This is a genomic window from Pseudomonadota bacterium, from assembly GCA_026388315.1.
GTDB lineage: Bacteria > Desulfobacterota > Syntrophorhabdia > Syntrophorhabdales > Syntrophorhabdaceae > MWEV01.
Genome location: JAPLKA010000105.1, coordinates 22,782 through 37,207 on the forward strand (window position 1 = coordinate 22,782; position 14,426 = coordinate 37,207).

10 protein-coding genes are annotated in these 14,426 nt (G+C 45.4%); 9 read left to right on the forward strand and 1 reads right to left on the reverse strand.

Going from position 1 to position 14,426, the window contains the following annotated elements:
• Positions 1-7: 7 nt before the first annotated feature.
• From NTX75_14970 to NTX75_14990, 5 genes are all read left to right on the forward strand, one after another.
• Entirely contained in the window at positions 8-3,148 is a 3,141-nt protein-coding gene (locus NTX75_14970) for an FAD-dependent oxidoreductase (protein ID MCX5817518.1), read from the forward strand.
• 51 nt (positions 3,149-3,199) lie between these two features.
• A complete protein-coding gene (locus NTX75_14975; protein ID MCX5817519.1) occupies positions 3,200-4,045 on the forward strand; it encodes a hydrogenase iron-sulfur subunit in 846 nt (281 codons plus the stop codon).
• A gap of 342 nt (positions 4,046-4,387) precedes the next feature.
• The gene (locus NTX75_14980; protein ID MCX5817520.1) at positions 4,388-6,451 is read left to right on the forward strand and encodes a (Fe-S)-binding protein; all 2,064 of its coding nucleotides are present in this window, start codon (positions 4,388-4,390) and stop codon (positions 6,449-6,451) included.
• A gap of 20 nt (positions 6,452-6,471) precedes the next feature.
• Positions 6,472-7,266 carry an electron transfer flavoprotein subunit beta/FixA family protein gene (locus NTX75_14985; GenBank protein MCX5817521.1) on the forward strand — a complete coding sequence of 265 codons (795 nt, stop codon included), beginning with the start codon at positions 6,472-6,474 and terminating at the stop codon, positions 7,264-7,266.
• A 17-nt stretch (positions 7,267-7,283) separates the two neighbouring features.
• Positions 7,284-8,285: an electron transfer flavoprotein subunit alpha/FixB family protein gene (locus tag NTX75_14990; protein ID MCX5817522.1), complete on the forward strand. Its 1,002-nt coding sequence runs from the start codon at positions 7,284-7,286 to the stop codon at positions 8,283-8,285.
• 108 nt (positions 8,286-8,393) lie between these two features.
• Here the strand turns inward: NTX75_14990 and NTX75_14995 are convergent, their stop codons facing one another.
• Entirely contained in the window at positions 8,394-8,711 is a 318-nt protein-coding gene (locus NTX75_14995) for a phage integrase N-terminal SAM-like domain-containing protein (GenBank protein ID MCX5817523.1), read from the reverse strand.
• A 207-nt stretch (positions 8,712-8,918) separates the two neighbouring features.
• Between NTX75_14995 and NTX75_15000 the strand changes: the two genes are divergently transcribed.
• The 4 genes from NTX75_15000 to NTX75_15015 all read left to right on the forward strand — a co-directional run bounded on the left by NTX75_15000 (position 8,919) and on the right by NTX75_15015 (position 13,770).
• The gene (locus tag NTX75_15000) at positions 8,919-10,085 is read left to right on the forward strand and encodes a hypothetical protein (GenBank protein MCX5817524.1); all 1,167 of its coding nucleotides are present in this window, start codon (positions 8,919-8,921) and stop codon (positions 10,083-10,085) included.
• A gap of 112 nt (positions 10,086-10,197) precedes the next feature.
• A complete protein-coding gene (locus tag NTX75_15005; GenBank protein ID MCX5817525.1) occupies positions 10,198-10,938 on the forward strand; it encodes a serine protease in 741 nt (246 codons plus the stop codon).
• A gap of 27 nt (positions 10,939-10,965) precedes the next feature.
• Entirely contained in the window at positions 10,966-12,207 is a 1,242-nt protein-coding gene (locus NTX75_15010; protein ID MCX5817526.1) for a serine/threonine-protein kinase, read from the forward strand.
• A gap of 597 nt (positions 12,208-12,804) precedes the next feature.
• Complete coding sequence (locus NTX75_15015; protein MCX5817527.1) at positions 12,805-13,770, forward strand: transposase; 966 nt, start codon at positions 12,805-12,807, stop codon at positions 13,768-13,770.
• The last annotated feature ends 656 nt before the right edge of the window (positions 13,771-14,426 follow it).

The window sequence follows — 14,426 nt, forward strand, 5'->3', positions numbered from 1 at the left end:
ATAGAAAATGGAAAACGTAGTATCGCTAAAAGAAAATACTCAACAACTTTGTAATAATTTTGGAGACAGTAATTTTGGAGACGTAATGGTTGTCGGTGGAGGGATCAGCGGTATTCAAGCCTCTCTTGATCTTGCCATTGCCGGTTTTAAGGTTTATCTGGTTGAAAAGGCGCCGAGCATAGGCGGCCATATGGCCCAGCTTGACAAGACCTTTCCGACCAATGACTGCTCCATGTGAATACTCGCACCCAAACTGGTCGAGGTCGGCCGGCATCCCAATATAGAGGTCCTCACCTATACTGAAGTTGACAGTGTAGAAGGGCAAGCAGGAAACTTTAACGTAACGCTGATTAAAAAGCCCAGATATATCCTGGAGGACAAATGCACGGGTTGTACTACCTGTGTAGAATACTGCCCGGTAAAATATCCTGATCAATATAATCAGGAAATATCGATGAATAAAGCCGTCCATGTATATTTCGCTCAGGCAATTCCCCTTATCACATATATTGATGAAAGCTGTCTTTACCTTAAAGAGAAAAAATGTCGTATTTGCGAAGCAGTATGTAAAAATAACGCTATAGACTTAAATCAAACGCCGGAAAAGGTTGAAGTAAATGTAGGTGCCATAATTCTGTCTCAGGGCATTGAGCCATACGATCCTAAGGTGAGGAAAGAATATCGCTACGGAGAGTTCCAGAACGTGGTAACCAGTATGGACTATGAAAGACTTCTATGCTCCACCGGGCCATATGCTGGTGAGATATTCCGTGCTTCCGATTTGAAGCACCCCCATAACATTGCCTGGATTCAATGCATTGGTTCACGACAGGTTATCGAAGGCGGCAACAGCTATTGTTCGGCGGTATGTTGCGCCTATACGCAGAAACATGTAATTTTGACAAAAGACCATGACGCAGGGGCAAAGTGTACGGTATTTCATAACGATATCCGTTCCTACGGGAAGGATTTTGAGCGATTCTATCAAAGAACAGAGGCACTTGCCGATGTTCGTTTTTTCAGAAGTTATCCATCAATAGTGAGAGAGGACCCGGTAACCAAAAATGTCACCGTACGGTATACTACACCTGAGGACGGTGTCATAGAAGAAGAATTCGATATGGTGGTGTTGTCCGTTGGATTGAATCCTCCTGTTGGTGTGAAGGACATTGCACAAAAATACGGCATTGAACTTGAATCACACGATTTTTGCAAACTCAACCCTGTTAATCCTATAGAGACCAACAGACCGGGGATTTTTGTAAGCGGAGGCTTACAGGGACCTATAGATATCCCCGAGTCGGTTTTTAGCGCCAGCGGAGCCAGTTCCCAAATTGGAGAGCTTCTTGACTACAGACGGGGAAATCTTTCCAAGGAAAGGATATATCCGCCGGAAAAAGATGTCTCGCAAGAGGAGCCAAGGGTAGGAGTCTTTGTATGTCATTGTGGGGCTAATATCGGAAGGATAGTGAATGTTCCCGAAACGGTTGAATATTGCAAAACCTTACCCAATGTTGTCTATTCTCAGGAACAGCTCTTTTCATGTGCTACAAATTCCGCCAAAGAAATAACAGACATGATAAATGAAAAAGGGCTCAATCGAGTAGTTGTAGCAGCCTGCAGTCCAAGAACCCTTGAGCCGTTATTCAGGGACACCCTTCGGGAGGCAGGAATTAATCAATATTACTACGAAATGGCTAATATAAGGGAGCATAACTCCTGGGTGCACTCGAAAGAAAAGGAAGAAGCCACCGAAAAGGCGCACGATATAATCCGGATGTCGGTAGCACGGGCGTGCCAGTTGGAACCCCTGCAGGAGTTTGATCTGCCGGTAAATAAGAGGGCCTTAGTAGTTGGTGGAGGTATAGCAGGTATGAATTGCGCTCTATCCATTGCAAACCAGGGGCATGAAGTTTACATTGTGGAAAAGGATACTGATCTTGGTGGGATTGCGCGAAAAATTCATACCACCCTTGAAGGACTGGATGTTCAGGCCTATTTGAGGGGTCTTATACAAAAGATATATCAGCATCCCTTAATACATGTATATACGGATGCGACAATTACGGAGGCTACAGGTTATGTGGGGAACTTCGTAACCACGGTGAAGTCCGATAGAGGGGTTACAGAAATAAAACATGGTGCAGTCGTCATCGCTATCGGTGCTGATCTCTATACACCTACGGAATACCTCTATGGAGAAGATGACAGGGTCATGACCCATCTTGAGCTGGAGGAGAAAATCGTCACGGGAGACGAAAAGGTTACGAACGCACAATGCCTCGTGATGATCCAATGCGTAGGCTGCAGAAATGAAGACAGAAATTATTGCAGCAGGATCTGCTGCAGCGAGTCCGTAAAGAACGCATTGTTACTGAAAGAGAAAAACCCTGCTATGGACATCTACATCCTCTTCCGGGATGTACGAACCTACGGGTTCAAAGAGGATTATTACCGGGAAGCGGCGGGTAAGGATGTCAAGTTCATTCGCTATGAGCTTCAGGATAAACCTCAGATAGAGCCTGGTGAGTCGGATGAAGACGGTCGCCCCGTTCTCAAGGTTACCGCGATAGATTATATTCTCGGTGATAAGGTCGAAATAGCTGCTGATATCATTGCTTTGGCCGCTGCAATTGTTCCCTCCGCAGCAACCAAGGAAGTGGCAAATCAGTTCAAGGTAACGTTGAGCCCCGATGGTTTCTTCAAAGAAGCCCATGTCAAATTAAGACCTGTTGAGTTTGCTACAGACGGCGTGTATCTTTGCGGATTGGCTCATTATCCCAAGTTTATTCAGGAAACGATTAACCAGGCCTATGGGGCCGCAGGCAGAGCCTTGACGCTTCTTTCACACGATATTGTTGTGGCCTCCGGCTCTGTGTGCGAGGTGGATGAGAAGAGGTGTATGGGGTGCGGGGCATGTGCTGCAATCTGTACGTATGGCGCCCTTGAACTTCGTGATACAAAACAAGGGAAAAAGGTCTTTGTAAACCCTGTCCTCTGTAAAGGAGATGGCCTGTGTAATGCAAAGTGTCCCACAGGAGCTATTTCACTAAAGCACTATACCGATGAAGAGGTAGTGGCTGAAATTGATGCAATGACTGACGAAGAGATTATCCAACAGATTGATGCGGCGGTTGGAAATGCGTAGAAATATACGAATGGATAAAGCCGGCGTTACTTACAAAGGAGGTGGAAACGAATGAGTACAGGACTGAAATTTAAACCAAAAGTATTGGGTTTTGCATGCAACTGGTGAGCGTACGGAGCTGCTGACCTGGCTGGAGTTTCCAGACTGCAATATACAACTGAAATGAGGATTATTCGCGTCATGTGTTCCGGGAGAGTAGACATGGCATTTGTACTCAGAGCCTTCTCGAATGGAATAGACGGGGTATTTATTGGTGCTTGCCATTTAAATGAATGTAATTATACCACTCATGGTAATTACCAGACTCTTAACATGGTGCTTTTACTCAAAAAAATAATGGAACGCATCGGGCTGAATCCTCAAAGATTGCGGATACAGTTTATGTCCGGTGCTGAAGCAAACATTTTTGTCGAATCTACTAATGATTTTATAAAGAAGATAAAAGAGTTGGGGCCTATCGGCAAAAGCGAAGGAATAGAGAAAAATGAATTAAACGCAAGACTTGAACAAGTGAAAAAGTTAGTCCCCTACATTAAGATCGTAAAAAACGAAAAGCTGGGGACACGTCTTGAAAAACATGAAGAATATGACAACTTTTTCACCAAAGACGAGATCGACAAATTATTCGACGAAATGTTCTCGTACTATGTTGATCCGCAGAAGTGTCAGGCTTGCACGACCTGTTTCAGAAGATGCCCTATGGGGGCGATTATAAGCGCCAAGGGTGAGGTTCATATTATCGATCAGGATAAATGCATACGATGCGGAAGCTGCTTTGAGGCCTGTCCTCCTCGATTCGGCGCAATAACGAAGATTACAGGCGAACCTGTTCCGCCTCCTCTTCCCGAAGGTCAAAGAGCTATAATCAAAAAGGCTAAAGAAAAAGAAGTTGCGTGAAGCAATAGGATTATCGTGTTGAATTCAATGACCCCGCAATTTTTGCGGGGTCATATTTATTGCCCCGCGGGTAAATACCCCGAAGCTTGCTTCGATGTTTTCGTGTTGTTGTTTTTTCTTTGATCCTGGTGGCTTGCCGCGGGGGTAATTCATTGCTCATTCAGAAGCTGTCTACTGTCTCCCAAAGATTTTACCGGAAGATATAGTGAAATGGATATCGGTTTTGATTCTTAAATGACACAGATTCTTTTTTGCTTGACAAACTGTGTGTGCTTGATATAAAAAAACATTGTTAAATAATTCACATATGCAATCTGTTTATAATATGGATAGGAGGTAATTATGTCGCCAGTTAGCGCGACCTATTGGGGCATACCGGGCTATGTCATTTTCTGGGCTATGTTCTTTATTGCCATTGGTTTATTTGCACAAAGGGCTTATTTCCTTTTCCGCATCATGTGTCTCGGGAAGCAGGAGAACCGCTTCGATGACATAGGGCAGAGAATAAAGAATATGCTCGTCGAAGTTATTCCTCAACGGTGTACGCTGAAAAGCGTTACCGGAAAGGACCTGGCAGGACTCGGGCATGCCTTCATGTTTTGGGGATTTAGCTGTTTCTTGATCGGCTATATAATCTTTATTGGTTTTGCAGAAGGTTTAGGTCTATACCCGTATATCATGGGCGGAGACTTCGAGACGTTTTATTTTTCTATTCTGGATATTGCCGGTTTATTTGTTATCATAGCTATAGTATGGGCAGCTATCAGGCGCTTTATCGTGAGACCGGAGAGACTGGAGATGAGCGTTGAGGCAGGTGTCATCATGCTTATGGTTTTCAGCCTTATGGTGCTCCATTTTATAATAGAGGGTTTTGATTTTGCAGCTACAGGGGAAACGTCCGGATGGCCGATTGTGTCGAAGGCAATTGGTTGCTACCTCGCTGGCACCGGAATCCCGAAAGACACAATGTTAGCTGTTTCGCATGTGGCATGGTGGCTTCATTACGCCTTGATCCTTGCCTTTGCAATTTATATCCCGCGCTCAAAGCATCTCCATGTTCTTGCATCCGGTTTCAATGTTTTCTTCAGGCCGATAGGACCTAAAGTGGTGCTTGAGCCGATTCCTCTTGAAGCCCTTGAAGCCCTTGAAAACGGTGACGAGTCGGTATCACTGGGCGTATCGAAGATTCAGGACCTCAAATGGAAGGACCTGCTCGATCTTTATGCCTGTGCCGTGTGCGGTAGATGCCATATCAATTGTCCTGCCCATCTCAGCGGTAAGTCTCTATCGCCCAAAGAGGTCATTCATGACTTGAAAGAACATTTGCTGGAAGTAGGTCCTGGATTGCTTGCTGGTAATGCAGAGGCATCTGCAGAAAGTCAGGGCAAGAGTCTGATTGGCGATGTGGTAGACGAAGATAAGATCTGGGCCTGTACCACCTGTGGCGCCTGCCAGGAGGTGTGCCCTGTTGGAATAGAGCATATACGCAAGATAATCCAAATGAGGCAAAATCTGGTGCTTGTACAAAACAAGATGCCGGAAAGTGCTCAGCTTATGCTCAGAAATATGCAAACAAGAGGTAATCCGTGGGCTGGAGCCCAGTCACTGAGGTTAAGAGGCGATTGGACGAACGACATGGGACTTAAGATACTGGGTGAATGCGAAGATAATCCCAGCACCCTGTTCTGGGTAGGCTGCACCGGGGCTCTTATTGAGCGTAATGTCTTAGCTACTCTTTCTTTAACAAAGGTACTTAAGGCAGCCGGAGTCGATTTCTGTGTATTAGGTGATGCAGAGCCTTGTTGTGGTGATCCGGCAAGAAGAACAGGTTATGAATTCCAGTTTCAGATCTCAGCAGAGGAGAATATAGAAACCCTTAAGAATTATAACATTAAAGAAGTTATCACCTCCTGTCCCCACTGCTTTAACGCCTTGAAGAATGAATATCCTCTGTACGGCGCTGAATTCAAGGTAGTGCACTATACTGAACTGGTCGCCGATCTCATCAGGCAGGGCAAATTAAAACTTACCAACGATGTGGATTCCGTCATCGCCTATCATGACCCTTGCTATTTAAGCCGTTATAATGAAATTTATCAAGAGCCACGTCAGATAATACAGAATATGCCGAAGGCCAGATTTAAAGAAATGGAACGCTCAAAAACAACTACATTTTGTTGCGGCGGCGGCGGCGGACACATGTGGATAGAAGAACAGCACGGCACGACTAAGATCAATCACATCCGTATGGATGAAGTTATCAAGACTGGGGTTGATATGGTCGTAACTTCATGTCCTTATTGTCTGCAAATGCTCGAGGAGGGCATTGAACAGAAAGGTGTGAAAGATTCATTAAAGGCAAAAGACCTTATTGAAGTGGTTGAAACGGCAATGAAGCAATCTTAAAAAGGAGAGGAGAAGATTATATGAATATTATCGTTTGCGTTAAACAAGTACTTGATCCCGAGATACCACCGGCCAAATTCAAGATTGATCCTGAAAAGAAACAGGTAGTGCCGCCCGCAGGAGTGCCCCCTGTAATCAGCGTTTATGATGAAAGAGCATTGGAAGGAGCATGCAGGCTCAAGGATAAGAACAAAGGGAAGATAACCGTGCTAAGCGTGGGATCTGAAAAGGCTGCTGACGTGATAAAAAATGCCATAGCCATGGGGGCCGACGATGGATTTGTTTTGAGTGATCCGGCCTTCGAAAACCTGGATAGCTTTGGTACTGCATATGTTCTTTCGAAGGCTATACAGAAGATTGGTGCATACGATCTGGTTTTGTGCGGTAGACAGGCCGCTGACTGGGGCGCTGGCCAGGTGGGTTCAATTCTGGCTGAAATACTCGGCATCCCTGTTGTTACTCTTGCCTGTGCTATTGAGGCAGCAGGCACGAATGTCAAAGTAAAGAGAATAGTAAGCGATGGCTATGAAATAGTGGAAGCCCCTATGCCGAGCCTCGTTACCGTCAGTAGTGAGATTGGTCTGCCTCGTCTCCCTGCTGGAGTGCGCCTCATGATGGCTAAGAAAAAACAGATCCCTGTCTGGAAGGCACAGGATATTGGTGCTGAAGCAGCACAGTTGGATAAGGGTAACGCACATACCGAGATTACCGACCTCTCTGTGCCGGTGCGTAAGACCGAGTGTGAGATTGTTACCGGTGCTACTCCTGGCGAAGCTGCAGCAAACCTGGTTTCGAAGCTTGCTAATCTGATATAATGAACGGAGGATATTAAATGGATAATTATAAAGGTGTTTTAATTTGTGGTGAAATCACTGATGGGCAATTAGCGCCAATTACGATAGAACTCCTTGGAGTCGGAAGAAAGCTTGCCGATGAACTGGGTGAGGAATTAAGTATCCTGTTAATGGGCAGCAAAGCAGGGAGTTTGAGCAAGGATGCAATCGCCTATGGGGCAGACAATGTCTATACTGCTGAAGATAGCCTTTTAAACGATTATAACTCAGATGCGTACACTCAGGTGGTGGCAAACCTTTGTAAGAAAGTACTTCCTTCTGTTATGCTTTTTGGCCATACGGACATCGGGTGTGATATGTCCCCGAGGCTTAATGGCCGCTTAGGAGGCGGGCTCTCTATGGAATGTTCGGCTTTATCCATTGACCCGGCAACTAAAATGCTGCTTGCGACAAGACCTGTTTTTGGTGGCAATGCAATTGCTACGATGGTGTCAAAGGCTGCACGCCCTCAGATGGCTACGATGAGAGCAAAAGTAGTGCCGCCTGCAGAGCGCAATGATGGCCGGCAGGGTAAGGTCATTCCTGTAGAAGACAAGGTTGACGCTTCGGCGATTAAAGCCAAGGTTGTCGAACGGATTAAAGAAGAAGTGGAAGGTGTCAAGCTGGAAGATGCTGAAGTCGTCGTTGCCGGTGGACGTGGTATGGGTACGGCTCAGGATTTTGCTAAGCTCCGCGAACTTGCAGATATTCTTGGTGGCGCTGTAGGTGGTACAAGGGTTGCCTGTGACGAAGGTTGGGCACCGGCGACGCTTCAGGTTGGCCAGAGTGGAAAGGTAGTCAGTCCAAAACTGTACATAGCGGTTGGTCTTTCCGGAGCCATGGCGCATATCGCCGGGTGCCTGGGATCAAAGTGCATTGTGGCTATAAATAAGGATAAAGAGGCTAACATCTTCAACGTAGCCCACTTCGGGATAGTCGGGGACTGGAAAGAAATATTACCTGACCTGACCGCGAAATTTAAGGAGCTAAAAGCAGGGTAAGCCGCGGATTAACGACAAATTCAACGACCTATTTTGACGGCCAATCTGCCGTCAAAATAGGTCGTTTTGTTGAGAGGCCGAAGTGCTTTTCACGGCAAGCTTTGTCAACTACGGGCCGTGATTCTTTGACGTACCTAAAATGTCTGGAGGTTTATTGCTTGTTTCAGCAATGACAGCCCCGACGACCGCTTCTTTTTGCATCAGGTCAAAATAGAGAGATATGGCATCCGAGGCGTGCTTTCGCTGTTCCGGAGTCTGGTTCTTCTCCTGTAATTTTTTTATGAACTGATGAAGGCTTTCCTCTGTTGCAGTGAGGTGATGATACTTCCGGCAAAAGTCAAGGTAGAATCTCAGCCACTTTTTATAATAATTTCTCAACGGGTCAGGAACTGACCTTTTTGTCAGGATGGATTCAAAACGAGTCAGCAGATCTGGGGGGGGGGAATAATAATCATTTGAAGTTATCTATCTCTATTGATAATCATGTAAATTGTAATGTTATCCAGTTAGGACATTATAAAAAACTGTTTAATTTTTTCAATTATTGATTGCACATTTTTTTCAGCATTGGTAATATCCATAAAACTATGTAATTATATGGTTATGTGAAAGACGAAGAAAGGATAAAGAAGAGTGGGCACGGCGTTCATAATAATGCAGATAGGCAACCCTGAGCTTGACAAAGTTTGTGTCGAGGCCATGGTTCCTGCATTAAAGGCGTGCGGGCTTGATCCGAAGCGAGTTGACAAGCACAATAAGGGCGGTCTTCTAAAGAGCGAGATCATCCAGTTTATCCAAACCTCCGAGATCATTCTTGCCGACCTCACGAATGAACGGCCCAATTGCTATTTGGAAATAGGATACGCAATGGGCATCGACAAATTGCGGAACCTTATACTGACAGTCCGTGAAGACCATTTTCCAGAAAACCCTGCTTTTGTGCAAGGTGGGCCAAAAGTTCATTTTGATCTTGCCGGTTACGACATTCTCTCTTGGAAAAAGGACGAACTTGACGTCTTTCGGCAGGAGTTGGAGAAGCGTATCAGAAGACGGCTAGCCGTTCTTGAACCTAAAGAGGAGAAGCGGCCATCGGTTTGGGACGAAGAGTGGCTAGCCAAAAACCGTGAAGCTGCTCTCACCGGGCTTACGAAATCAAAACTCCCGGGCGGCAGAGAAATCTGTTTTGCGCTCCATCCCCCCAATTCTGTTTGGGGTCCGCAAGAACTGAATGAAGCCGCCCGTAGATCGGTGATTAAGACTACCGGCTGGCCTATCGGAGTCTATCTTGAAAATAGAGAAGAGTTTCGCCCAAGGCCTCGTGCAGATGGAATAGTGGCAGAGATAGCAATCGAGGATCGGTCTTCATACGACTACTGGGCCATTAAACGCAATGGAGACTTCTATTCCCTGTCTTCCCTCTTGGAAGACCGGCTGACACCAACTCACTTGTATCTCGATACAAATGTAATAAGAACTACAGAGGGTTTGCTGTATTGTGCACGGCTGTACGCTCGGTTGGGGGTAGACCCGTCTTCGAAAGTCCAGTTCTCGCTTCGCTTCACAGGGTTGAAGGATCGAATTTTGACCACAACCCGAGGCGAAAATCCTTTCCCCGATCACCGCTGCATCGAAGATGAAATAGTTTCCGAGGTGTCTACTTCTCTCCAGGAGATCGAGGCTAAAACCGTGGCACTTATAAAGCAGCTCCTGAGTCCGGTGTTTATACTTTTTGATTTCTTCGAACTTTCAGATAGCGTATACGATGATTTAGTGAATAAATTTGTGCAGGGAAAAATGTGATAGATATACCACATAACCCGTAGGTGCACCGGACGTGGCTAAAGGCGTGCCACGCCGGTGACCACCATGTTGTGCAACAAAATGAAATCCATAAACAGGAGGCAACAGAAAAGTGAACTGGGATGATGTAGTTCAAAAAATAACCCCCTATGTCGTAAAAATTGAGACTCCAGCGAATAATGGAACGGGATTCCTGTTATCATATAATGATGACCATTCTTGGTGCGGCGTAGCCACTGCACTGCACGTTGTCTCTGATGCTGATTCTTGGCAACAACCGATAAAAATACATAATCATAATTTCTCAAAAACCGCCTTTCTTGGGGCCGGTCAGCGTGTTGTCTTCACAGATTATGCGACCGATTCTGCCGTAGTTTTTTTTGAAAGCAGCCAACTTGAGTTGCCAAATGACTTGATACCACTCCGTCCTATAGACACACGTCTCAATATCGGTGTTGAGGTTGCTTGGCTCGGCTATCCCGCTATTGAGGCATGGACTTTGTGTTTTTTCTCTGGTACTGTCAGCGCAAGGCGGGACGATCTCAAGGCCTATCTCATTGACGGAGTTGCTATCAACGGCGTCAGTGGAGGGCCGGTTATCAACAGTACTGTCACGGATGGTGTCCAGTTTGTTGGAGTCATGACCGCATACAGGGCAAATCGAGCTTATGGTGATTCCCTGCCCGGCCTTTCCATTGCTCAAGATGTTTCCCATTTTCACGGTGTCATCCAGCATGTTCGCTCCATAGACGAGGCGCACAGGAAGAAACAAGAAATTGAACAACAACAGGCAGATAAAAGCATCGCACAACCAGTTGCTGCACCGAACGCGGAAGGAACCCCGCGTCGGTGAATTTTATGTTAGCGAGAGAGGAAAGACGTGACGAAAAAGTTGCTCACTTTCGAAACTCCATTTGATACGTACACGGCATCCGCAGTCATCGGTGAAGGTGGTGCGGGTCGGGTGTATGCCGTTATGAATGCTTCTGGAGAGGAGTTCGCCCTCAAGCGCTTAACCCCTGAGCGCGTAACTGCTGAACGCTTAAAGCGTTTTAGGAATGAAATACAGTTCTGTCAGAACTGCGGCCATCCGAACGTTGTCAGGGTCGTCGATACGGGTGCCACCCTCATAAAAGAAGTTAAGTGCCCTTTCTATATTATGCCTCGTTACTCCGGGACGCTTAGAACGCTGATGGGTAACGTGAAGCCTGACGAAATAGTGGAGCTTTTCTCGCAGATATTGAATGGCGTCGAAGCCGCGCACCTCGCGAAAGTGTGGCACAGAGATCTAAAGCCGGAAAACATACTTTATGAAGGACGCGCAAACCGTCTGCTGGTCGCAGATTTCGGAATCGCCCGATTCGAGGAAGAAGAATTATATACCGCTGTTGAGACCAAGGCAGCCGACCGGTTAGCTAATTTCCAATATTCAGCCCCGGAGCAACGCATCAGGAATTCCAAAGTTGACCATCGAGCTGACATTTTTGCCCTTGGCCTAATTCTCAATGAACTGTTTACGAGAGAAATACTGCAGGGTGCCGGTCACAAAAGAATAGCTGATGTTGCCACGCACTATGCTTATCTTGATGACCTCATAGAGCTCATGACTCAGCAAAATCCCGCAAATCGTCCGGAGTCGATAGAAAGAATCAAGATAGAACTGATCGGTAGGAAAAATGTGTTTGTTGCGCTGCAGAAATACGACGAATCGAAGAAACAAGTTGTCTTTGCCACCGAACTCCCTCAGTTCGAACCAATTCGGATTGTCGGCCTGGATTATGAATCCGGGATATTGAAATTGAAGTTAAGTCGAAACATTCCACCCGGGTGGGTGCAAGAATTCCAATATCCTCGTGGTGGACATTCATCTATCATGGGATACGGACCCGAACGATTTGAAATTCGCGGTAATATAGCTTCAATAGGGGTGCGCAACGACGAAAGTTTCATACAACAAATTGTCGACCATGCAAAGAATTACGTGAATGCCGCCAATCAAGGCTATGTCCAGCAAGAGCAAGACCGGGCAAGGAAAGAAGAGCAGCAACGAAGAACCGCTTTAGAGAAACAAATTACTGAAGCAGAAATGAGGAAGAATATTCTTTCTAACGTAAAACTTTGACTTCGCTAACCAGGCGCTGAAGCCGATCGTGGCCCTATCAGGCCACTCCGGCTTAGCTTTTTGTTCTCCCGGCGCTTCGCGCCGCGAGAATCGGGGTAGTTAAGCCGTCAACTCCTTCCCGTCGCTCCGCTTCGGGAGAACAAGGAATTGAAGACCGATGCCCCTTCGGGGCACGGCTTAACTACCCCGATTGGAACCAAGAAAATGATAAACAGTCATAAATCTTCAATGACTGAAATATACAGACACTGTGTCTGTAACATTGTCGAAACTGTTGCGACAGAATTTAAAATCCTCATAAAGCCAATACAGGCTTTGGTTTGTACAATTAAACGTTTTTTGTATTCACTGTGAATACAATTTTGAAAACTGTTGAAAGATTGTTTTTTATGTAGTACAAAAAAAATATAAAAGAAGGTTTTAAAATGGCTTGTTTTTTCTCTCCATAAGATTTATAGAAAAGAACAAAGACAAAAGACATGCTAAAAGCTATAATAAAAACAAAACCATGAAAAATTTCTGGGGGAATGTATGGGGGGGAATGGGGTCAAATCTTTATCCTTGACATCATCCCTCATTTCTTGGTAATATTACCCCATGGCCCGCCCGTTACGCATCCAGTTTGAAAATGCTTACTATCACGTTACCTGCAGAGGCAACGCAGGGGAACCGATCTTTTCCGAGGACTATGACAGAAGGAAGTTTCTTCTTCTTTTACAGCATTCCGCTGAAATCTATCGGGTAAATATCCTTGCCTTCGTCCTTATGACAAATCATTTTCATCTCATCATAAAGACACCTTCCGCAAATATCCAGGAGTTTATGCGCCACTTTAACATCTCATACACTGCCTTCTTTAACAAACAGCACGGGAGATGCGGGCATCTCTTCCAGGGCAGATATAAGTCCTTTGTGATTGACGCCGATGCCTACCTGCTGGAGGCATCCCGGTACGTACACTTGAACCCCGTCCGTATACAAAAAGGGTTAAGCACCGAACAGAAGATCACCTTATTAAAGAACTACAGATGGAGCAGCTATTATGACTACAGCGTACGCATCCGCCATCCTTTTCTCTCCTTGGAGGTGATACTTAATTACTTCAAAGGGAAGAAGGAACGCTACAGGGATTTTGTGGAAAGCGGCATAACACTCACAATAAATCCGTTAGAAAAGGGAAAGGGGCATGGAATTGTAGGGGATGCGCCGTTCATTGAGAAGCTCATGACCGGAATTATTATAAAGCCCAAACGGGAACAGCCTGCCATGAAACAGATCATAAAAAAGGTGCAGCCGGAGAGGATACTTCAGGTAATAGCCGGCTTGCTGAACCTTCGCACAGAAGAGTTCCTGCAGAAAGGACACAAAGGTATTGCCCGCGGTCTTGCCATGGAGATGCTCTACCGCTACGGCGGTATGAACCAGAGAGAGATCGGCGAACTCATGGGGATCGACTACAGCGCCGTCAGTGTAGCAAGGAAGCGCCTTGCAGGAATGCTTGAGAAAGACAAAGACCTGACAAAGACATTCCATGAGATACAAGGGCTTCTGAGTCAAGGATAAAGATTTGACCCCATATCTTTTTGATTGCTGACCTCTAATCGCTAACAGCTTGATAATATTGACTTTACTAAGATATTTACAATTGCAGAAACTGTTGCAGCACATGCGCCACAAATCAAGGGGGGGATAAAGGGAACGATGGGGGCGTCCTTCAATATTTTAATTAAACGGATGGCGGGGAGTAAGATGAACAGTCATAAATCTTCAATAATGAGACTTTGCGGACACTGTGTCCGTAACACTTGTAGAAAATGTTTCTACAGAATTTAAAATCCCATAAAGCCAATACAGGCGATGGTTTGGAACATTAATACTTTTTTCATTCACTGAGAATGAGAGTATGGAAACTTCCTGATAAATGTTTTTTATAGAGTACAGAAAGCAAAAGAGAAAGTTTTTAAACCGGTTGGTCTTCCTCTCAATGAGAAGTTAAGAGAAGAATAAAGACAAAAAGCAGAATAGGGGCTATAATAACAAAGAACATGGAAAAACCGATAGAGGTAAAAGATAAAGTTCCAACACCTATAAGGCCTCCCCGTGTCAATAGATAAATCTCTCCTCCAACGAAAAATGTTACTTTTTTTTCGCCCTAACTTACAACTTACCATCTGACTTAATTGCCAACGGCTCCGGCTTTATTTCTTATATCGGTGCAA

Bases quoted from the DNA above. Each gene is read 5' to 3' on its own strand.
- NTX75_14980 (MCX5817520.1), top strand. From the start codon at position 4,388: ATGTCGCCAGTTAGCGCGACCTATTGGGGCATACCGGGCTATGTCATT.
- NTX75_14985 (MCX5817521.1), top strand. From the start codon at position 6,472: ATGAATATTATCGTTTGCGTTAAACAAGTACTTGATCCCGAGATACCA.
- NTX75_14990 (MCX5817522.1), top strand. From the start codon at position 7,284: ATGGATAATTATAAAGGTGTTTTAATTTGTGGTGAAATCACTGATGGG.
- NTX75_15015 (MCX5817527.1), top strand. From the start codon at position 12,805: ATGGCCCGCCCGTTACGCATCCAGTTTGAAAATGCTTACTATCACGTT.